Origin of the sequence: Granulicella sp. dw_53, assembly GCF_018449545.1 — a bacterium.
Classification (GTDB): Bacteria; Acidobacteriota; Terriglobia; order Terriglobales; family Acidobacteriaceae; genus Edaphobacter.
Window position 1 is genome coordinate 195,806 of record NZ_JAAVUR010000009.1, and the last position, 22,504, is coordinate 218,309.

Below are 22,504 nucleotides of genomic sequence, written 5' to 3' on the forward strand. Positions count from 1 at the left end.
TTTTTTGCGGCGGACTCCCAAACTGAATTGAAGCATTACTGCCTTTTCTCCCAAAAGGGGACAGACAGAGAGACATGTGGTTCGGACTGCAGATCCGCCTACTAGTTTTCACTTTGGTTATTTACAGTGTTCTCCGTAGCCTGACTCCCCAACCTGCACTGCTTGCGAGCGTAACCGCAACCAAATTTAAGGAGGACGATGCGGATGCCCACAAAGAATCGTGACGTTTCGTTGCTGATGACGGCATTGATCTGCATGCTGTTATTAATCTGGGCGCCAAGTGCACAAAGCCAATCAGAGGTATCGGCATCTGGCCAATGGCAAGAGGCCGGACGGGATCTGAACAACACCCGAAGCCAGCCGACAGAGCATTCAATAGGTCCCGCCAACGTTAACGGCTTGAAACCCAAATGGGTCTTCACAGCGAGCGGCGATGTTTCTGCTACTCCTACTGTGGCTGACGACGCAGTCTACTTCCCCGATTGGGGCGGGCACCTCTTCGCAGTCAATAAGAATACCGGGCAGCTCATCTGGAATCACAAGATCTCAGCTTACGATAGCGCCGCCGGAGCTATCTCTCGCGTTAGTCCCGCTGTGGATCATGATCAATTAATTATCGGGGACATTATCAGCTCTCAGGCCCATGATGGCGCGAACGTGATGTCACTAGATCGAGAGACAGGAGAACTCCGCTGGATTACACATGTGGATAGTCATCCCTCAGCAATCATGACTGGATCTCCCGTTGTCTTCGACGGTGTGGTTTACGTTGGAGTTTCTTCGTTGGAAGAAGGTCTGGCAACGAATCTTAGTTATCCATGCTGCAGCTTTCGCGGCAGTGTAGTGGCGCTCGATGCGAAGACCGGTCAGGTGCTTTGGAAGACCTACGACATGCCAGAGAACGGTGCTCAACCGGGTGGATACAGTGGCGGTGCGGTGTGGCAACCACCCGCGATTGATCCAAAGCGCGGCTTGCTCTACGTTGCTACAGGGAACAACTACACCGTACCCGCAACTGTGGCGGCTTGCCAAAACGCAGATCCGACTGCAAACTGCACCGCTTCTGACGATTATTTCGACACCGCACTCGCATTGGATTTAAAGACCGGCCAGACCAGATGGGCCAAAAAGCTGCAAGGCTTTGATACCTGGACAGTAGCTTGCCTCCGTCCACCCGGAACAAACCCGAACTGCCCCGTACGGACTAGTCCAGATTTCGACTTTGGCGGGTCAGGACCTAACCTCCTGGATAATATCGTTGGCTTTGGCCAGAAGAGCGGTATCTATTGGGCGCTTAATCCCGATAACGGGAATATCGTTTGGAGCACACCGGTTGGCCCGGGCGGATGGGGCATCCAGTGGGGCACTGCCACCGACGGTAAGCGCATTTATGCTGCGATTGCAAATAACAGCCATCTCCCCTATACGTTAGTCCCATCGGGACAGCAGATTACCTGGGGATCGTGGAGCGCGCTCGACGTCGCGACCGGCAAGATTCTTTGGCAGACCGCAGACCCGACTGTAGGCGCCATTGACACTGGCGCGGTAAGCGTTGCGAACGGCGTCATGTACGCAGGCTCTTATTCAAGGCAGATGTACGCACTAGACGCCAACACCGGAACAATCCTCTGGACCTTTGCGAGCGGCGGGTCTGTAATCGATGGCCCATCAATCGTGGACGGTGTCGTCTATTGGGGATCTGGGTACCGGAGAATGGGCGGAATCGGAAATAACAAAGTGTATGCGTTCACCGTGGCTGACTCGGATGATTCGAGGCAGGTACGTCAATCAGGCCACCTAGGTGCGGCCTCAATGCAGCCGATATGGAACAAGTGGAGCTTCCACTAAGACCGGCTGCTTGGGTGCCGGGATCACTTCGGCCTTAGACATCAATCTCCCCGTGACATTCGAAGTCCGTAGCAAAGGGCCAGCGAAGCCGGTAACCGTGATGCTCTTCAGACTTGCATTCCGAACATTCGCCAAGGTCATCCCCTTCGCGCAGGTTCCGCTAACCTCTTCGAATGTGAAGCCATCCAAGGGTTTCTGTTCTGCGATTTCGGTAGCTTCCAGCAACACCGGCGCATCCCTCACGCGGATTTTTTGAAACAGAATATTTCGGAAGAGGGGAACGCCCTTCAAACCAGCGACCGGATCGGCATCCTGAATGCCTGCACTTGTTTGGCTGATCTTCAGGAAGCCCTGTCGCATATTGGCCGCTTCAAAATCGCGAACGCTGATGTTTTCGATAAAGGCTCCTCGTCCCACGCGGCTCTTAATGTAGATGGCAAATTTAAACACACTCGTGACCTTGCAATGCTCGATGACTACATTGCGGATACCTCCAGAAGTCTCGCTCCCAATGCCGATGCAGGCATAGCCGCGGCCTTCCAGAGTACAGTTCACAATGCGGACATCCTCGGTGGGCCGCGCCATCTGGTTGGCCTCTTCACCACGACCTGACTTGAGCGAAATACAATCATCCCCCGACGCGATATCGCAACTGTCAATCAGCACATGGCGGCACGAATCAATATCGATTCCATCGCCGTTGGTCTCGGTGCTGCGAACATTCAAATTCCGAAGCACGAGCCGGTCGCACAGCGTCGGATGGATCGACCACATGTGCTGGTAAAGCGTTGAGAAGCCCTCCATATGGACATCGTCACAATTGATAAACTCAATCAGAGCGGGGCGGCGCAGCGGATTTTCCTTCGTTGGCCTGCCCGCGACCGCTACATTGCCTTCGATAGTTCCGGGTCCGATAACCGCGATATGATTGGCGTCCAGCGCGTGAATCAGCGCCGTATAACCTGCAATCCACTTCCCTTCCCACCTCACTTGCGCGACCTCGTAGTGCGCAAGATCGGGTGCCCCAAGCAGAACGGCGCCGGGCTCAAACCGCAACGTAACGTTGCTGCGCAGGCTTATGCCGCCTGTCAGATATCTCCCCGCTGGAACAAGCACATCACCGCCGCCAAGTACGTTCGCGCGGTCGATCGTGCGCTGCAGGCTGGTCGTATCCAGCGTGACTCCATCGCCCACTGCACCGAAGTCGCGTACGTTCAGTTGCAACGACGGTGACAGGGCCGGTTGATCCGTGCGTGCAAACGTCCCGCTGGAGAGGGCAGCCGGAGCCAGCATCATCAGGGCCGCAGTCTTGAGGAAGGATCGTCGATCAGGAGCGGAGAGCAGAGTGTTGTTCGTCATGATTTCCTAGGTACGAGATAGAGTTGCCGCCAACAGTGCAATCACAACGCCATACAACTTAACTTCGATCTTCATTGCAGCGAGTTTCCTGCCTGGGTCAAGCGGCAGATGGATCAAATTTGCGGCGCCGCCTGGCACCTCGCGTCCGCGGCCTTTAAAAGAAGCAAGATCGAGTACACGCACCATACCCGTTTGCAGATCAACGCGGGTTGGTGGCGGCGCGATATCACGAAACAGATAATCGTCAATCAAGTAGTCCTGCTCAATCGGCCACCAATTTTCGGGATTGCGAAGATCGAGCGTAGTGTCTGTCCCGTCGGTATAGCGCACTCCTATCTGAGCGTGCACCATACGGCTGCATTGCGGCTGCGTTGTGCCAGCGAGCAGCAGCGAGAGGGTATGGGCCGAGCCCGTTAGAGGCAACGTCAACGCAGAACGATCCTGCTGCCAGAAGGAGAGGAACATGCAGTTCGCAGAAGAGGACGGCGTCCGGAACTGCAATTCGCCAGATATCAGAGTGCCGCCAAGTGCGCGTAAGCCTGTGTCATCGATCTTCGGCTGACGATCGAAGTTCGCCCAGCCGCCGGTGCCTGTCTCCGGAATAGAAAGTGAGCAGTATGGGGATCGCGGCGCTGCGTAGGAGCGGCTGAAGATCTCGGAGATATTCCCCGTGAGCACCGCACTGAGATCGAGTGGCTCAACCCTTGCGGTGCGATAGCGGGAGACAGGCAACGGTTTAGGCTGCAGCACATGAAAAGTGATCGGCAACCACCAACTGCACGCTCCATTTTGACGGCGCGCGAATACTGTGTGGACACCTTCCTTCGCGGCACGCCCACCACGCAGCGCACCCTGGGGATCGTCGACGGTTGCCGCAGCTTCAACTACCGCGTCGCCCATAGAATAGGTGCGGTTTGCGGGCGGTCTCTCCAGTGCGGCTCCGCTCCACTCCACTTCTATCTTCCAGACGCTTGCGGGTGGAGATTCAAGTTGCAGCACAGGACTCCCGATCGCTTCCACAGACCATGCGGCCTGCACCACAGCGCCGTTGACGCGAACGGTCGGGTGTCCTGTCCGGGATGCACGCAGCATCACGCGTAGCGCTAATGGTCGGGCAAAACGAGGAGTCACTTCAAGTGACTCAGTGACGCCAATGCGCCTCCACGAAAGATTGAAGTCGGGATGGCCCAGGCTCGCCTGCGACCACTCTATAGGAAAACCCGGGCGAAGGTGGAGAACTCCTCCGAGGAGATCGGGCGAAACTCCAAAGAGGCCCTCAACCAGCGCCCGCGCAGTACATCCAATCGGATCGCCGAAGTCGCGCTGCGCCTCCTGGCGGTGAGCGTCCAACTGCGAGGTCATATGGAAATTACCCGGGGTAAGGCCCATGAACATCGAGTCAAGCAGATTTCCCTTGAAGATCTGGAACGCGTCCTCCGCCATTCCCGCCTGCCACAGCGAGAGCGCCATATGCATATTTTCCGCGAGCAGCAGCAGATTCAAGGACCACTCGTAAGGTATCCAGTCGGAGCACGACAGCATCGCTCCGCCCCTAGGAACACCTAGCCCTTCCACTGGTACTGCGCGCAGCATTGCGAGACGCTCCGCGCACATCTGCCATGCCTCACGCGGTGTTGTGACCTGCGAGTCGATCGTGTGATAGATCGTCCAAAGAGCTGGCGATGTGTAGACTGTCTCTGGCCCGAGAAGATCCTTGCTCTCCCCATAGGTGCCCTGGTCCGGCAACCAAAGCAGCTGGTGCATGCCCTCGAGGATCGAGGCCGCCTCTGCTTCATAAGGTGCATCGTCCTCTCCAAGCAGGCGTGCAAGCCGAGCAGCCTCACGATTCGCGAAGAAGTTATAAGCCGTCGAGTGCGCCGCCCCACCACCGTTGTACTGCAGATTGTCGCTGGCCCAGATGCATGCGTATGCCTCGTATAGCGGTAACTCGCGACCAGACGCGGACTTCCATGTGCGGCGAAACAGCCTCTGTTCCCATGCCAGGTGCATCTTCAACGCAGGCCAGATCTCACGGGCGAACTCCAGGTCACCCGTCCACTTCAGATGGCGCAGCACGGCATCGAAGAAGACTAAGTTCATGTCGTAGTGGTTCTTCGAGAGGTCGCCCTGACTATGGAGTAGGTTTTCGGCACGAGCCAGATGAGCACCTGGATCTGGATGTCCTGTTGCAGGGTTTGAGGTGATAATCGGGCCGCGGTTCTGCTTTGCAATCCAGTGCCGCGCATGCTCGCGAAAACGGTCATGCCAACCCACTGCATCGAGCACATAAGGACCTCGCCAACCTGCCAGAGCCGATCGCCACGCCACCGCGCCATGCATCACACAGCGTTGCGCGTCATCCCAGATTGCATCGCCGGCGGTGGCGAGCGCAGGACCCAACGCATCAACGAATGGGTCCGATGTTGCCACGTCGAGACGAGCAGCGACCCGATCCAATTGTTCGCGCCGCGCATGATAGGAAGCCTCGATCTGCTGCGGCACCGTGCCCGATTGGCGATCGATAGACAGATACATTGGTTGCCTTTGCCACGGAGTCGAACCGATCAGGATAGGCAATGCAGCATCGGCAGAGGCAGAGGCCGCCAACTTGGTCCAGCTCGCATTCCACATTGAACCGTCAGCGACATGCATCTGCGAACCATCAGGGAAATAAAGCTGGAGATCGGCGGTGGGGCTGTGGAGCTTTGCCACATTCCCAATCACCTCATACCGATTCCCTTTGCATTCCTCAGGCCTTACCTGGAAGAATCGCGTCACCGGCTCAATCTCGCAGCCGATATCGCCTCCGCGCTTTCCTTTGCGTCCACTGACTCCACCAAACGCCCACGTAAGCTTCAGCTCGTCCGGCACGTTGGCCGACTCGACCCGAACCAGGATTCCAGAACCCTCTCCCTGCGTCATCACTTCAACTCGCACCGCGCTCTTCCCTAGCAAAGGATCGCGGACCTCATACTGCATCCGCCCGGCGCGGTAGAAGGCTTCTACCTCCGCCATTTGGAACATCCACTTTCCTGAAGATGCGGTGGCGATACCAAGTCGCAGGTTTCCTCCGTGCCCCGGCAGATAGAGCGAGAACTCCGGCAGATCGCCGCAATCCACTCTGAAGGCATTGTTAGGGCCGTAGAGTGGCCGATTGAAAAACTCCGTCCCATTCCGAATCAAGAAGCCGCCATCGCGTGGTGTGTAACGCAACGGACGTGCGGTATGCCCGTCCATAAGACCGCGCACAACACCCGCAATCTCCTCCGGTGAAGTACCCGCGGACTGTGGACGTTGCATTGCCTGTCCATGCAAGAGGCCACGCCGCGTTGTAAGCAACGTGGCGGCCGCGGAAGAGGCAACGAAACGGCGGCGTGTCCAGTGCGGAAGCAAGCTCATGTATTCATCCTGAGGTTGAAGAGCGCGACGGCCCCCGAGGCTTCCACCGGGCCCGTCGCATAGTAACGTCGCCGTCGTTAGAAGTTGATCTTCGCAGCAAGCTGGATATCACGCGAGCTGTTGTTCTGCTTGGACAAGGTGCCGAACGAAGCGCTGGACAACGAGGTACCAAGACCACCAAACTGCGTGTGGTTGGTGACGTTCAACACATCCGCCTGGAAGGTCAGCTTGGCGCGATCGTAAAGGGGAAACTCACGCTTCAAGCCTGCATCGAGATTGTAGTTTCCAACGTTGTACAGGTTGTAAGGCGCGTTGCGTGGAACATTTCCGAAGTTATACCCGCTGTTGCCCGGAGTCGCGACGAACGCCGTGGAATCCAGGAACTTGACACTGCCGAGGGTCGTCGCGGTCACTTTGGCGCCGTAACCGCCACCAACTCGCGGCGAGCCCGTGAACGCGGGATTATACGAGGGATAGCAACTGCCAGGAGTCTGGCAGCTAAGACCGGAGATAGAGAGCGGACCTCCGGAGATCTTAGTGAAGATGTAAGAGACCTTCCAACCACCACCGAGAATCCGCACTGCAACATGATTGCCGCCGAACTGACTCCTACCGCCCACAGGCACCGCGTACACGCCGAAGATGCGGAGATTGTTCGGAATATTGTTCGAGCTGACTGCACGATCGATACGGTTCGCCTGGGGATTGCCGACGCCGCCATCGATGACATTGTCAGGAATCGGGTACCCGCTGCGTACACCCGAGATATCGTCGATCGTCTTGGAAAAGGTGTAGTTCAAAGTCGAACTCCAGCCATGCCAAGGGCGCAGAGCGAGCGATATTTGCAGCGCGTTATAGTTTGCATTGCCGATATCTCCCCAGGTATCGGTCACGGCGGAGTATTGCGGGAATGGCTTGAGCATCTGGCCGATCGTCGCAGACGGACCACCGTAATTGGCATAGGGCAGCGCGATTCCGGGCAGGAGAGCCTGCGCCTCCTGGAGATAGGTCTTTCCTTTGTTTGGACCGGACGCAGAGTCAATGCCGGACGGCAACTGCTTCAACAGGCCACCCAGTACCTGGTACTGCGGCGCAAGTTGATTTTGATAGAAGCCACGGCTTTGAGCGACGAGGAAGTGCGACTGGTTGCCGGCAAAGTCGACGCTGAGCGTGAGGTCTTTAGTCAGCGCTTGCTGAATTCCGAAGTTGTAGCTGTTGGTATAGGGCGCTCGTCCGGAAAGGTACGGATCCGCGTAAGACACAGCCCCAGCCGTGGGCGATGCTCCACCGATCAGATAGTTCCCAGTCTGCGCCGTGGCCAGACGCGTCGCCGTTGCCGTATAAGCCGGGATACTGGTGCTGTTCAACGCGGGATTTAGATAAAAGGCAGGCTGACCACCTTGCCCAGAGTCGGCAAAGGTAGGATTGGCCGTAAGACCGACCTGCCCAGTGCCGTTGTAAGCGCCAGCGCTGGATCCGCCGACGCCACCGCTATGTGTATACATGATCGCGAAGGCACCGCGAATGACTGCGCGGCTCGATACTTGATACGCAAATCCAAGATGCGGTCCGAAGTTCTTGTACCAGGTATTGACCGGTGTACGGCAGTTGCAGGTTCCAGCGCCATGGCCGATGTAGAAGAGAGAACCCGGAGTTCCGGTCGCGGGATTGATCATGGTCGGGCTGAACGAGCTCCAACGATCCTGAGCCTCGTGAAATGGTGTGTACAGATCCCAGCGCAGGCCAATGTTGAGGGTGAGGTTCTTGCTGGCCTTGAAGTCGTCCTGCACATAGGGAGAGAAAGCACGGTAGCGCGCACCAAGGGTAGAGAAATCCTGAACGTAGAGGGAGGCAGAATCGACCGCGCCGATCAGGAAGCTGGCATAGCTCAGCCCGCTCTTGGTATTAATGGCGCCAGTAGAGCTGTAACCAGCCGTGGAGTTGGAGCTGTAAGTAAAGCTCAGCGGCTTGGACGCGCTATCGGAGACCGACTGGTTGAACTCCAGCCATTGGTACGTGCCGCCAATCGTGATCGAGTGACGGCCCTTCGTGAGCTGAAACTCGTCGCCCAGGGTGAAGGTATTCACGCCTTCGTGAAAGCCAGTCGGAGCGGAAAAACCTGACGGTCCATCGACGCCACCGGAGAAGGTCGCTCCTGGAAACGTCGTGGCGGCGAGACCGGCAGGCAGATTGCCGATGCCCAGCGTCGTCGCGGTGACACTGCCGTCCTCGGTTGCATTCTTTACCGGCGCTGAAAAACGAGTGAGTCCGTAACGCAACTGATTCACTGCATGCGGAGTAATGATGAAGGTGTGCTTGACGATGTCCGTCGTGGTCGTCTCTGTAACCAGAGTGCCATTGGTATAAGGGAACGGCAGCACCGAGGTCGCACCATAGTCGTATGGGGGAATCCGCTTTACGCCGGACGTCGAGATAAGGGCAATCTGCTGCCGGTCCGAAAGGGTGTAATCGATTCGGCCGGTGAAGCCCCAGACCTGTAAGCCCGTCACGCGACCGGCGACATAGTTGCTGGTGAGATTGCTATTCGCCACCGGCGGGAGATAGCTCTGCTCTGCTAACGAAATTGAAGAAAGCTCCGACTTGGGAATAACATCCTTGGTTGGCACGCCGTTCTTCATCCCCATAAACGGATAGGCACAAGTCAATCCTTTGGCCGCCGTGCAGGCCGCGACGGTCGTCGGATCGTAGATGTCATACCCGGGGTTCGCTGCCGCATACGCCGTAAAGTCCCCGTTGCGCGCGTCGTTGGTTGGAATGGTCTGGTAAGTTGGATTGGTGATGCCGTTGTAGTGGTAACGGTCGTAGTTCGCGAAGAAGAAGAGTTTCTTGCGGAGGATCGGACCACCCAATGAGAGGGACAGTTCGTCCTGATGCTCTGGATTCTTCTTGTAGGGGAAGCCTGTCGTCCCGTCGCTGCGGACGACGTTGGTAAATGGCTGCGTGTATCCCCACGTATCCAAAGCCGTGTTGCGGATGAAGAAATTTGCATTGCCGTGGAAGGTATTCGTGCCCTGCTTGATGGAATAATTCTCAACCCCAAGCCCTTGAAACTGTGCCGAAGAGCCGCTGGTTTGTACCTGAAACTGATCGACCGCCTCGATAGCAAGGTTTTGGTTCAACTTTCGATTGTCTCCCTGCGAGTCGACGGTGGTTTGTGGAACCCCTTCGATGTACATCTCATTAGAATTTCCGGAACCGGTTCCGTTAAAGATGCCGGCGCGTCCACCGCTGTTGACTCCCGGGAGCAGCGTCACAAAACTGGTCGGATCGCGCGGGCCGCCGGATGTAATCTGCAAAGGCAGCTCGGAGTAGGTCTGGTTCTCCATCACGCCTCCGAGGGTCGCATTGGTAGTCTGCAGTGCTGGTGGCGCGGTCGAGACCGTGACCGTCTCGTTTTGCGCGCCAACCATCAGTTTAGGATTCAGTCCTACCGTCGCAAGCGCGTCGACGGTGATGTTCTCCTGCCGGAAGGTCTGGAATCCAGGTGAGGAAACCGTGACACTGTACACTCCGGGCGTCAGCGGCGAGACGACGTAATATCCAGTGCTTGTAGCTTGCCGGACTGTATCCACGCCCGTAACGTTTTCGTGTGCCGTCACCGTCGCATCGGGAACCACTGCACCGCTCGCATCCTGAACCGTACCCGAGATGCCGCCTTGTCCGGTGATCTGCGCCATAGCTGAAAGCGGCGCCATGGCCAGAGCCAGCACAACTACGTGACGAAGCGCGGAGAAGAAGATAGCGTCGGGATGATTACGAAATGACATTGATTTGTCCTTGAACTTCCTGAAGTATTTTTAGCCGGGTACTAGTTAGTTGCGTCGATGCATTCTTGGAGCAACTGCTGGGAAGCCACTTCTGCGTAGTCGTAGGTGAACGATTCACTTCTGATTTCGGGGACTCTTGAGCCCGAGCGAAGACAGCCATGGTGAGGCCAAGGACAATGGCGAGCGGATATCTCACATGCGGCCTGCTTTGCCACTTCCCTGAAGCCGAACAATGAAGTCAAGATAAGTGAGAGCCGCCGGGGAGTAGCCGCTGGCATCGACCCGTGTAAAGTCTCCGGTCAGTGGGTCCATCTGCTGTCGGAACTCTGTGTAGCGGCTGATGGCCTCGCACCACTGATACATGAGGTGCCGCAGTTCGGTATCCTTGCTGTAGTAAGACATCCAGCGTGGAGCACGAAGGGCGGTGAGGGCCTGCGACGCTCCACCCCAGCTATTGCGCGGAATCGGGCGTACGAACGCCGGATCGTCCTGGGCAATCGAGGTAAGGGGAAAGAGTGCCCAGAAGGCGTTGGGGTTGCGGATCTGGCGTGTCCAGACAGCCTCGAAGATAGCGCGGTCGCGGCGATCGGAGAGCTTGAGGACATGCTCCCCAAGCACGCGGCTGATGACGTCAGAGCGGACACGGACAAAGTTCCCCTGCGCGTCGAGATCGTAAAATGCAGCATCTTTGGGGTCGTAAAGTCTCTCGATGATGAGATGGCGAATGATCTCTGCATCGGCTTGCCAGCGAGCAGCCTCTTCCTTCTTGCCTAGCGCAGTCGCCATGGCGGCGAGCGCAACCCGCCCGCCGTACGTGGTCGCGGAGAGATCAGGACACAAACGCGGCAGCGTGGCGACGGTATGGTCGTAGAGGCGGGCATCAGCCTGCGGGCACTGCTTCGGCGAACCAGTCCAGCGCGGACTATTGTCGTGACCTGTGTCGTACACGCAAAAACCTTCAGTAAGCCCGGTCTTGCGGGTGTCGCGGAACCGGCGGAGCCAAGCGTCCCAGCGCGAGCATGCCTCATAGGCGGTGTGAAGAAAGCGCTCATCGTGGGTCATCTGCACCAACTCCCAGGCGGTGGCCGCGATGGGCACAACCATCTGGATCTGACCGAACCCCGTGGCGGACATCTTTACTGAGCAAGGAAGCTGACCATCGGGCTTCTGCAAGGAAAAGAATGCCAGGTGATTGTTGCGTGCGATTTGAAGTGGAGTAGGCAGGTCCTCCACCGGCGTGATGTAACGCGCCAGCGAGCCGTAGACCAGCCCCTCTTGCGGAGCGCACTCCTGCCAGACGCCCGGATAGACTGCGCCTTCTAGCAACACAGGCTGATCGTAGCCAGGAACAACCTTGATATTGTCGGCGAGAACTTTGAGCGCTGCGTCCCAGGTGCGCTTCCAGCGGGGGTCCGCATTCGGGAACACCGGGTCCGCCGGCATAACCGGTACCGGCGCGTACGCCAATGCTACAACTGCGGAGGCTTTCGCCAGAAAGGTGCGACGATCCATCTTGTTCCCTCTTCGAACTGCTAAGGCTTGCTCCAAATCAAACTTCAAGGTCGAACTAAACCGGAGCCACACTGCCAATTCCGGTCATGCGAGCCGAGCGAAATTGCACGACTCACTCGACAAATTCTTCGGCGCAACTTGGGAGACTAGAGCTCCAACCGTGTCACTCGTGTTCTCCCGTCTTGCCCTCTGCCGGCGCAAGATTTTCTTGTTGAAAAAGTGCCGCCATTGAAACATTCGTCTGAGAGAACTCACCACGCTACTAACGGCTTGGTGCTCATTTGGTCAGACAGCTTCTTTTTTTATCAGCAACTTAGCCAGACGTTTGTTCGTGCGGATGAGGGACGTTTGCTAGCCAATTTGCCCGCCTCCTTGGGCAAGACTGCAAAGTCAGTAGGTCGCCCCCCGCTGGACTTGCAGCAGCGAATCCACAATGATGTTTGGGACAGGTCAAACAATGCCAGGCATAGTCACCGTGGCGTCTAGTGAGAGAGGGTGAAAAGAATTGGAGTGGAGAAATCTGCTTACTGGGTCAATCCGACACGGCTCAAGAGATCGTCAAACCGCGGATCTCCTCGCAATGGGTCAAGACAAGGCTCTACCTTAATATAGGTAATCCCCTCATCGTGCGTCCGGTATGACTCTTCCAGCCATTTGAAAGCCTCCGCCTTCTTTCCCATGCCAGCATAGACGAGCGCGATCTCATAGCGTCCGATGCCTTCGTTCTTGACCGTGTCCTCCAGCTGCGAGATGACCGCGGTCGCGGCATCGGTCTTCCCAGACCGAGCGTATACATTGCCAAGATGCCCTAACGCCTGAGGCCGAGTTCCCGCCCTGGAAAATTCTGAGATAGAGTCGGCGTATGAGCCCTTCTCCGCATAAATCTCTCCCAGCAGCAGATGCCAGTTGGGTGCCGGAATATCGAGCGTGCGGACCTTCTCGATCAGCAATAGAGCCTGGTCATATTGTCGGCAGTAGTAAAGGATGAACCCTTCCAGGTGGTAAAGCCGACTCGAAAATGGATCCAGATCTTCGTTTTTCTGTACCTCTGAGAGCGTCTCTCGAACCCGGCCCGTCCGCACAAGGTAGCGCTCATACTCTTCGTGGATCGAAGCTGATTTGTGGCTCAGTTCCAACGCCCGGCGAAACTCCGTCCCCGCCGCAGCCCAGTCCCAGTTCAGATTAATGTAGGCATTGGCAAGCTCGGCGTGGCCCTCTGCCAGGGAGCTATCCAGCTCGATAGCCCTCGTCGCTTCTACCTTCTGCATAAGAAAAGCATCGCTCGAATCGATTCGGTCAGATTCGCCAAGATGTCCATCGCAGAATGCCAATGCGGCCTGAGCCTGCGGATAGTTGAAATCGATATTGAGCGCCGCACGAAAGTAGTCCGCGGCGTTCGCACAATCTTCCGCCTCCAGCAGATATTTTCCATGCAGAAAGAGATCCTGCGCGACCGCGTCGATGGGTCGGTTAGCCCGATAGCGGGTTTGGGCCTGCGGCGTCACGGCAAGATTGATCTCTTTGACAATCGCATGCGAAACCTCGCCCTGCCATGCCAGTGCGGTCTTCAGATCTCGCACATAGCTATGGAACCAGATCACATGATCCGTTTTAACCGCCGTGAACGAGACGTAGATAAGGACACGGCTTCCCTCCCGCATAATGCTTTCTTCGACAACCCCGTCGACACTCAGCGCGCGGCCCACCTCGGCTGCGGTCTTTCGCGTCCCTTTGTAATTCATCACAGTCGCAACCGGCGTAATAGAAAGCGTGGAGACTTGGCTAAGGTCGCTCACCAATTCATTCGTCATCCCATCCGCAAAGTACTCCTGGGAGGGAATTCCGGAGTGATTCTCCATCGGCAGAATGGCGATCGAATGAATTGGAATAGCGTCCCCGGAACCGAAGTACCGCCTCACACCGAAGTACGCTGCAACTGCAAGTAGGACCAACCCAATCCAGAGAACCCGACGGGTGAGAAACGCGCGCGCCGCCCGCTGCCAGACAACAGACCGCGGAAGGACTATAGAAGCGTCCGGGATTGCGGATGGGAGTTTGATCCCCGCCTCCCCAGTCCGTTCAGAGGCGGCCTCCGGAGTCCATGGCGAGGTTAGGGCAGCCGCTGACGAAGGACCTGGGACGACCTCTACAGTCTCTACCGGTGAAAACCCAAACTTGGGCACATACGATCCGCTCGGCAGTTCAATCCGTACTGGCGAGGAACTCGCTTCCAGATAATACTGTGCAAGCTTCTTGCGAACCTCCGTCGCTTTCACCCGAACCACGGAATCACTGCCGGTGTCGTAGTCGATCGGACGGCCAAACATCTCGGCCCCTATCATTCGCTCCCGCAGGGAGTCGTATTCACCGACAAGTGCGTGTCCTACAACGAGTTGCAGAAAGTCCTGGGCACGCTTACTCCCCGCGAACGCGGGACTCATAAGCACTTCTTTGAGGTGATATCTAATTAATTGGAGTTGGCTCGGGGTAAGTTCTTCTGTTGGCCGAGATTGGGCGATGGACTCCATACACGAACGATAACCCCTTTCCGTCTCAAGTTATCACAGGAGAGTCCCTCAGTTCGCCTTGAGCAACTCAAGCAAACGTCCTCCCAAACCGTGGCAGGACAATGAGTTGAGCCGACAAACGGGGAAGCATCCGTTCGTAGCGTGGCGACTTCAAAGCTCCTGTGTTTCAATCGAGACGCCTTCGAATAGAGCTGAAACCTGGGTGGTCTTCATAGGAAATGACGCCACCACAGGTTCAAACTTCGATGTCGATCCAATCAAAGGTCCCATGAGATTACGTTCCCCTCTTACCTTTCTCCTGATGCTCCCGCTTGCCACGGTCAGCGCCCTGGCGCAATCGGTCACGATCTCCTTTCCCGGTGCGGAAGGTTTCGGCGCCTCTGCATCCGGCGGACGTGGACAGCCCGTCCTCACGGTATCCAACCTGCAGGACGATGGCCCGGGTTCGTTCCGCGCCGCCGCTACCCGCTCCAACGTGACGATCGTCTTTGCTGTCAGCGGCACGGTGCATCTCAAGTCGAACATGGAGCTCGGCAGCGACCTCACCATCGCGGGACAGACCGCCGCAGGAGGCGGCATCACCATCGCCGACGCGAAGGTCTCCATGACCCACGCGCATAACATCATCATCCGATACGTCCGCTTCCGCGGCGGCATCGCGGAGTCGCCCAAGGTCAGCTCCCTCAACCTCAGCGACGCGGCCCATGTCATGCTCGACCATCTCTCCATCGAATGGGGCCGATGGGACAACATTCAAACCAACGGCAACACCTACTCCACAATCCAGAACTCCATCATCGGCCAGGGGATCGTCCCGCAGCGTTTCGGCTGCCTATGCGAGAGCGACTATCTCACCCTTACCCGTAACCTATGGATCGATAACAAAAGCCGCAACCCCAAAGGAAAGGGACATATTCAGTACGTCAACAACGTCGTCTATAACTGGGGCGTGGCTGGCTACGTAGGCGGTCATGGAGCCGAGGATCACTTCGCGGACCTGATCAACAACTACTTCATCGCCGGACCTAACTCGGCGGACTCCTTCATAGGGGAGTTCACCAAGACAGATCACACCTACCAAACCGGCAACTATGCCGACCTCAATCACAACGGCCAGCTCGACGGCCAACTCGTGACCGACGACGCGTTTGAGCACGTAAACGCAGACGTCGTCCCAAACCCATTTGCAAAACCCGAGATTCCGGTACACGTCCTGCCGGCGATCGAGGCCGTATCCCTGGGGGCCAAGGATGCAGGTGACTCGCTCTGCCGGGACAGCGTTGACCGCGAACTGGTGAATCAACTCCTGTCCTACGGCAAGCAGGGTAAGCTCATCGTGGACGAGACAGAACTAGGACCGCCGCCACCCTCCAGCGAAGTTGCATCGCCAAAGGACAGCGACGGCGATGGCATTCCGGATGCCTGGGAACACGCTCACCATCTCAACCCGCACGACGCCTCCGACGGCCAGCGAATCGATCCGAAGACCGGCTATAGCAAGCTGGAGACCTATCTCAATGAGCTTGCAGAGAGCAAGCCCCAGTCACGACTAGGATCGATGGCCGTCTGCAGGTAGAGGGCGATCGATAAATATCTACAGCCCATAGTTGCCGTCTAGCCAGGCGGCAGTCCGCCCAAATAGAAAACGCTGAGACTCGGCGCGCTTTTAATGAAGCCTTCCAGCGCCGGATTCGGAAAGCGTCTCACATAGGGCGGTGCCCAACCGATCTGGTCTCCGCTGATAGTCTTCGGGATCTCTTGCTGTGCCTTCGCAGCTTTAGCAAACGGAGCGGGATCATGCAGTCCTGCTACAGAGATATTAACGAGACGATGAATCGCTCCATTGGCACGGGCATAAGAGTCGATGTGATTCGCCTCCCCGAATTCGGCCAGGAGCACCAGGGGCGCAAGCGCATAGAGATGATAGTGAAGCGCACGGCTCCCCCTGGCCATCTCCAGCGGAAGAGTGCCGTCTGGTTGTATCTTGTCCACTCCGATGTTGTACGTGCCCATCGCCCACGAAAAGTCGCTGGGGTTATCTGCCGCGACGCCAATTGCAGCAAGTTCAACACCGGCCCAGTAAAGATGATTATTCTGGCTGGTTCCATGGCCTGACCTATTGTGCTCCTCGTAGTAAGCGACAGTCTGTTTTCCAATACTCTCGAGCCATGCCCCAATCACCTCTGATTGCTGCGGCGTTGCAAGTCCTGTCTCACGTATCTTCAGGTAGGCGATCGCAATCGCACCGGCGATCCATCCCTGCACGTAATAGGCCTGGCTGGAGGACATCTTTCCCGCCAGCGAGTGCTCCTGCGCCAACGTCACAATCTGATTCATCGCGCATTGTGCTGCCTGCTTCGATCCCGTTGTGCGGTAGGCATCAGCCGCTCTTACGATCTCCGCGCCCACAGACTTTACTCCCTCACTGGATTGCCGATAAGCCTCCTGTCGCACCGGATCGATAATGGAGTGCGTAGGATCATCGAGTCTGTAGAAGCCATCGGTCACCAGGTCCGGCGCGATATGCACGATGGCCGGACATGCATAAGCCACCTCGGTCACCGTGACCGGTCTCCCATCCCAGGGAGAGCGAAGAGGCTTTGTTGGAGCTGCAAAGAGAGCAGGAGCCACCGCAATTAGGAGCGTCAATGAAAAGGTAACTCCACACCATTTGTCGCAACAGCGAATGATCCGGCGAAAAACACCTACTGGCATACTCATCCAAACTCCTTTTCGTAAATCCGTAGCAACGCCCAGCTCTCATATCTATCTTCGCGCATTGTGCGTTTCAAATTGAAGAAGCCACTTCACGCTGATCCCTTCAGCTTGAACGATTGCAGCTAGCTTTTAGAAGTAGAACGCAACCGTCAAGCTATAGCCCTCGACGGTTGCGCTCCAGCGAAGCTTTTGCAAGCTTCGCAAAACAACACTAGAAGAGGATTCTCCCTCCAACCTGAAGCACACGATTACTGAAGCTTCCACCTTGGATGGTGCCTGTAATGTGGCCGAAGTTAGGGGAGCTTAGCGTCGTTATCGGGGCGGGCAAATTGGTCAGATTGAAGACATTCGTGGCTTCGCCGCGTAGCTGGAATCTCATCCGTTCAACCAGGTTGAATTCTCGAAAGAGCGAAGCGTCCACACTACGCCTGCCAGGCGAGTTCAACGAATTGGCGCTGTAAGTACCGTCGGAGCCTCCGGGACCGACTCCAGGGCAAGCGCCGGTCGCGGGACTGAAGGTGCAGAACGCGGTCGCACTGACCCAGGAGTTCATCGCCGCAACGCGCGATCCATGGTGATCGTTGATTGCAGGAGTAGCTAAACCCGAGAGATTCGGCCTGTCATTGTTGTTGCCGTCCCCGTTGACATCAGTACCAGTGGTCAGATTGAAGGGCTGACCGCTTTGCAGACGAATAATCGAGGTGACCGTCCATCCGTTCACCAGGTTTCGCATCACAAAACTCTGCACACTGTAATTGGGTTTGTAGACGAAAGCAATTGTGCTGAGGTGCCTCTGATCGAAGTCAGACCTCTGCTTATCGAGATACTTTAAGTTCGGATCCTGAGGTGCCGTAGCCGCACTGTTACCAGTGTTGCCGGTGCTATCCAAAGGCTCGCTCTGGAGCGACTTGGACCACACATAAAATCCCTTAACGCTGAAGTTATGGGTTACCCGCTGCTCCGCAGAGACCTGAAGGCCGTGATAGTTCGCGCCCTCAGAGGATTGGATAACATTCACCGACTGGTAGGTGGGATTTCCTGCTAGGCCGCCGGTTGCACCTGCTCCCGTTCCGCCCAGTGCGGCCGTTTGGTTAAACGGACGACGGTTGTCGACCGTGGCCGATGTGTTCGGATAGTTCTTGCCCGATGCAGATGCTGCCGTACCAGCAGCAGGTGTAGCAGTTGGCGCACCCGGCGTGTAGACCGGATAGTTGACGTCATTGAAGATGGGGATCTTGCGGCTGAGGGAGCCCACATAAGTGGCCGACAACGCGAAGCTATTGGTCAACTGCTGCTGGAAACCCAAGTTGAACTGGTAGATCTCAGGCCAGTGGAAGTTGGGATCCAAGGCGATGATTGGCGAGGGCCGCACAAAGAACTTTACGTTCGATGAGCTGTACACATAAGGATACGGGGATACGCCGACGATGCAGCCACCTGCGGGGTTGGGACAGAACTCCGACGGATCGCCAGTGTAAGGATCCGCAACTGAGATCACCTTTCTGAAGGAGGGCCTCCCCGAGAACGGCAGGCCGTTAGATGGATACTCAAATAGATTGCCAGCGACGCTGCCGAAGAAGATTCCACCCCCCGCATGCAACACCGTGCGGCTGTTCGCATAAGGACTCCAGGATAGTCCGAATCGCGGAGAGATGTGGTCATACTGCGTCTTCGCGCCACCTGCGGGAACACCTGCATCGCCGACAAACAGTACACCAAGTGGAGCGGTAGGAACCATCGTCGATTGCACGCCCGGCTGGAAGTTCAACGTGCGCCTTTGAACATCGACAGGCGCGGTCTGCACGTCATAGCGCACGCCAAGGTTCAAAGTAAGTCTTGGAAGAATACGCCAGTCGTCCTGCAGGAACAGACCGAAGTTCCAGTAGTTGGCGTTAGCGTAGACCGGGACATCCTGTCCCATCGTCGCCGGCCGGCCGAAGTAAAAGTCGGTGATCGCCGCTGACGTTCGCCCCTTGGTGTTGTTCGCCTGAGAAAAGCTGAAGGTGCCGTAGTTATTCAGGAAGGTCTGCTGCGCATCTTTTTCAAGGTTCGCTTCGCCACCAAAGAAGACGGTGTGCTTGCCGTGGGTGCTACTAACGACGTCGCGTATGAGATACAAGTTATTTCCTGTTACCGGGCCTGTTATAGCGTTACCCGCCGTGAACCAGCCACTAACAGAAAACTGTGGCATGGAACACCCAGCCTGCGCGGCTGCACCGCAAATGCTGCCGTCCGGAAGCTGCTCTTGGAATTTAGAGCCAAAGGTCGCGAGACTGCCAGGAGAAGCAACACGCCCGCCGAGCAGCCGCGTATAGCCGGCATAGAGCTGATTCACTGTGCTGTTAGACAACGTCCAGACATGCTGAATGTTGGCATTGTGTTGCAGAAAATTGTAGTTGTGGGTTGTCCAGTTGAGAACGTTGTTCCCGGACGGATTAAGAACATAGTCGCCCGTCTGGTGGAAATAGCTCAACGTCAGGCGTTGCATCCCTGTGATCTGGTAATCAGCCTTGTAGAGTTGCTCATTCGTCGCCTGGGTAAACCTCTGCAGGTCGCGGCGGGAATACGCAGTATCACCAGGCTGGCTGGGGTTCGGAGTTGGAATCAGCCCTGCCTTGACGATGTTCGCAATAGCGGGATCGAACGCCGAAGCCGGGACGATGTTGCCCGCATAGGGCAGCCGGGTATTCGGATCGCACACATAGAATTTTGTCGCCGTCGCCGTGGCAGCGCAGGCAGCCGCCCCAGTGAGACCTGTCGTCGGAAGGTTTTCAGAGAAGTTCCCGCTATTCATGGCCGCGCTCGGCACAGTCGTCGTAAGCGCGTTAGCAGAGACGAAGCGGAACCCTGCGTACGATCCGAAAAAGAACAGCTTGTCGTGCTTGATGGGACCGCCAACAGTAAATCCAAATCGATGTTGATTGTAGGGTGTCTTCTGCGCAAAGAGGTGTTGCGTAGCATTGAAGTTGCGGGTCCGATAGAACTCAAAGACTGAACCGTGGAACTGATTGGTTCCAGACTTGGTAAGCACCGTAACGACCCCACCAGACGAGCGTCCGAACTGGGCAGAAAAGTTGTTCGTCTGCACCGCGAACTCCCGGATCGCGTCAGGATTTGGAAGCGGGTTACCCGTATTTCGGATGCCGGTCATGTTCGATCCGCCATCGAGGTAATACGAGATCTGCCCAACGGAGCTGTCAGTCGAACCATTAATCTTGACGTGCTGCTCCGGATACCCCAATGGGTTAATGACGCCGCCATTGCCGCCAGTTCCTGCATTGTTGTTGTTCTGAATGCCAGGGGTGAGATCGAGCAGAGCATAGACGTTGCGGTCAACGAGGGGAAGATTATCGATCTCCGCATTGTCGACAGTCCGGCCGAGAGTAGAGTTACCGGTATTAAGGAGAGGGATCTCCGCTGTGACTTCAATGGTCTGCTCGTTCATGCCAAGCGTCAGTGCGACGTCGAGGTGCGCCTCTTCCGTCACATTGAGTGTGATGCCGGTACGCTCAAGCTTTTTGAAGCCGCGTGATTCCACCGTGACCTTATAAGGACCAATAGGAAGGAAGTCCGCGCGATAGGAGCCATTCTCATTCGTCACCACTGCGCGAACGAAGCCGGTATCCGTTTGGATAATCGTGACCTTGGCATCAGGAACCGCAGCGCCAGCGGGATCAGTTACTGTGCCAAACAGCGTCGCAGTGGACAGTTGGGCAAAGGCAGAAGGGGAAAGTACACAGAGCGCAACAGACATGAGAGCGCAGCAGATCGTGCGAGAAACTCTTAACACCGTAGACCTCCAGGAAGCGGAACAAGTTTGTGACCGAACTCTGATCCAGGGTCGATGCGGGGCGAATCGTTGGTTGGCAAGTCTGAACCGCCAATCGATTCGCGCTCCGTCAGCCCCAAAATCATGAGTTTTCAGTAGCGGCACCACACTCTTTCTTCGCTGGCCTTCTTGGCAAGTACAGAACGGTTACACCCGAACACAAAAAAGATAAGCTACTTATTTGTAACCACTTATAGAATCTGAAGACTAACGTTATAAACGTCCGTGCCGCCTGCAGAACGCTCGAAGTATCATCGGCGTGTTCCCAAAAATGAAGATGCCAGAATTTTCTAGAGTTCGTATGTACCCCGCCTCAGAACAGGAGCGTCAGCTCGTCCGCAATGAGCTGGCGGAGTTGCTCAAGACAGTGCATTTCACTAACAGCAAACGATACCCCGCCCTCCTGCTCTACGTGGTCGAGAAGACGCTCGAGGGACGGTCGGAGGATTTGAAGGAGCGAATACTCGGAATCGAGGTCTTCCAGAGAGAAGCGAACTATGACACCAATAGCGACACCATCGTCCGGGTCACCGCAGGCGAAGTCCGCAAACGGCTTGCAGCCATCTATCACGAGAGTGGGTTCGAGCATGCAATACAAATCACCCTGCCCGCAGGCTCGTACGTGCCGGAGTTCTTCCAAACCACCTCCCCGGACATGTCGATTCCAACTCCGAAAACTGAGTTGGCAGTCATCGGCTTTAACAACTCGCCTTCCAGACCGGAAGATTCAAATCCAGCTCCATTGCCGATCTCATTTTGGAAGACCTGGAGCAAGACAGCCATCGGCGCTACGCTGGTCTTGCTGGCCGTAACTTGTCCTGCGCTGCTTTTGCATCTTCGAACGGCCACAAGCCGCTCGTCGGTCGACCGATTCTGGCAACCTCTTAGCATTACCCCCAGCCCAACGATCATCTGCCCGGGTGCCGTCGCCTTCTCCTCCAACGGCTTCAACGGAATCGTCAAAGCCGAAAAGAAAGATGAGTACCCCTATACATCCATTACGACTGCGGGAGCGATTGCCACCCTTGCCGATCTGTTCGCGAAGCATGACATCGAGGCCATCGTCCAGCCAACCACCACAATTACCCTGACAGACATGACGAAGCATCCGACCGTCCTGATCGGTGCCTATGACAACGAATGGACACTACGTCTACTGAACGACTTGAGGTTCCGCTTCGCACCAAATCCCGCGAGGCAGATATACGACGAAACGAATCCATCCACTATATGGGTTAGGCCCACGGGCGTCCCTTTCAAGGACAGGGATGACTACGCTGTTGTCGCTCGCTTCCATGACAGATTGACAGACAACTTGGTCGTCGTAATCGCAGGCGTGGGAAAGAATGGGACCGAGGCAGCGATTAAGTTCGTCACTACGCCCCGATATCTGGACCTGCTGAACCGACAGTCCAAAGACTGGGCCTCGAAGAACATCGAGATTGTGCTCAAGACAAAAGTAGTCGACAGTAAAACCGGAGCACCGTCGATCGAGGCCGCCTATATTTGGTAGCCATAATAAT

At 56.4% G+C, this 22,504-nt stretch carries 10 protein-coding genes; 3 read left to right on the plus strand and 7 right to left on the minus strand.

Annotated elements, in window-relative coordinates:
- Positions 1 to 204 precede the first annotated feature (204 nt).
- On the plus strand, positions 205 to 1,848 hold the full coding sequence (locus HB393_RS15710) for a PQQ-binding-like beta-propeller repeat protein (RefSeq protein WP_213806126.1): 1,644 nt from the start codon (positions 205 to 207) through the stop codon (positions 1,846 to 1,848).
- Here the strand turns inward: HB393_RS15710 and HB393_RS15715 are convergent.
- The 5 genes from HB393_RS15715 to HB393_RS15735 form a co-directional block, all read right to left on the minus strand.
- A complete protein-coding gene (locus HB393_RS15715) occupies positions 1,810 to 3,207 on the minus strand; it encodes a glycoside hydrolase family 28 protein (protein ID WP_213806127.1) in 1,398 nt (465 codons plus the stop codon). The two genes, HB393_RS15710 and HB393_RS15715, sit on opposite strands and share 39 nt — an antisense overlap.
- 6 nt (positions 3,208 to 3,213) lie before the next feature.
- Entirely contained in the window at positions 3,214 to 6,606 is a 3,393-nt protein-coding gene (locus HB393_RS15720; RefSeq protein ID WP_213806128.1) for a DUF4450 domain-containing protein, read from the minus strand.
- 77 nt (positions 6,607 to 6,683) lie between these two features.
- Entirely contained in the window at positions 6,684 to 10,394 is a 3,711-nt protein-coding gene (locus tag HB393_RS15725; protein WP_213806129.1) for a carboxypeptidase-like regulatory domain-containing protein, read from the minus strand.
- 192 nt (positions 10,395 to 10,586) lie between these two features.
- Entirely contained in the window at positions 10,587 to 11,906 is a 1,320-nt protein-coding gene (locus tag HB393_RS15730) for an alpha-L-rhamnosidase (RefSeq protein WP_213806130.1), read from the minus strand.
- Positions 11,907 to 12,430: 524 nt separating this feature from the next.
- Positions 12,431 to 14,347, minus strand: a complete 1,917-nt coding sequence (locus HB393_RS15735) for a hypothetical protein (protein WP_255551193.1) — start codon at positions 14,345 to 14,347, stop codon at positions 12,431 to 12,433.
- A gap of 355 nt (positions 14,348 to 14,702) precedes the next feature.
- Between HB393_RS15735 and HB393_RS15740 the strand changes: the two genes are divergently transcribed.
- Positions 14,703 to 16,010, plus strand: a complete 1,308-nt coding sequence (locus HB393_RS15740) for a hypothetical protein (protein ID WP_213806132.1) — start codon at positions 14,703 to 14,705, stop codon at positions 16,008 to 16,010.
- A 38-nt stretch (positions 16,011 to 16,048) separates the two neighbouring features.
- Here HB393_RS15740 and HB393_RS15745 read toward each other — a convergent pair whose 3' ends face one another.
- Positions 16,049 to 17,083, minus strand: a complete 1,035-nt coding sequence (locus HB393_RS15745) for an alginate lyase family protein (RefSeq protein WP_255551194.1) — start codon at positions 17,081 to 17,083, stop codon at positions 16,049 to 16,051.
- Positions 17,084 to 17,363: 280 nt separating this feature from the next.
- Positions 17,364 to 20,906 (minus strand): TonB-dependent receptor, encoded by a 3,543-nt coding sequence (locus HB393_RS15750; RefSeq protein WP_213806134.1) that lies wholly within the window; start codon positions 20,904 to 20,906, stop codon positions 17,364 to 17,366.
- Positions 20,907 to 21,282: 376 nt separating this feature from the next.
- Here HB393_RS15750 and HB393_RS15755 point away from each other — a divergent pair, with 376 nt between their 5' ends.
- Positions 21,283 to 22,494 carry a hypothetical protein gene (locus HB393_RS15755; RefSeq protein WP_213806135.1) on the plus strand — a complete coding sequence of 404 codons (1,212 nt, stop codon included), beginning with the start codon at positions 21,283 to 21,285 and terminating at the stop codon, positions 22,492 to 22,494.
- Positions 22,495 to 22,504 lie beyond the last annotated feature (10 nt).

Bases quoted from the DNA above. Each gene is read 5' to 3' on its own strand.
- HB393_RS15710 (WP_213806126.1), top strand. From the start codon at position 205: ATGCCCACAAAGAATCGTGACGTTTCGTTGCTGATGACGGCATTGATC.
- HB393_RS15715 (WP_213806127.1), bottom strand. From the start codon at position 3,207: ATGACGAACAACACTCTGCTCTCCGCTCCTGATCGACGATCCTTCCTC.
- HB393_RS15720 (WP_213806128.1), bottom strand. From the start codon at position 6,606: ATGAGCTTGCTTCCGCACTGGACACGCCGCCGTTTCGTTGCCTCTTCC.
- HB393_RS15725 (WP_213806129.1), bottom strand. From the start codon at position 10,394: ATGTCATTTCGTAATCATCCCGACGCTATCTTCTTCTCCGCGCTTCGT.
- HB393_RS15730 (WP_213806130.1), bottom strand. From the start codon at position 11,906: ATGGATCGTCGCACCTTTCTGGCGAAAGCCTCCGCAGTTGTAGCATTG.
- HB393_RS15735 (WP_255551193.1), bottom strand. From the start codon at position 14,347: ATGAGTCCCGCGTTCGCGGGGAGTAAGCGTGCCCAGGACTTTCTGCAA.
- HB393_RS15740 (WP_213806132.1), top strand. From the start codon at position 14,703: ATGAGATTACGTTCCCCTCTTACCTTTCTCCTGATGCTCCCGCTTGCC.
- HB393_RS15750 (WP_213806134.1), bottom strand. From the start codon at position 20,906: ATGTCTGTTGCGCTCTGTGTACTTTCCCCTTCTGCCTTTGCCCAACTG.
- HB393_RS15755 (WP_213806135.1), top strand. From the start codon at position 21,283: ATGTACCCCGCCTCAGAACAGGAGCGTCAGCTCGTCCGCAATGAGCTG.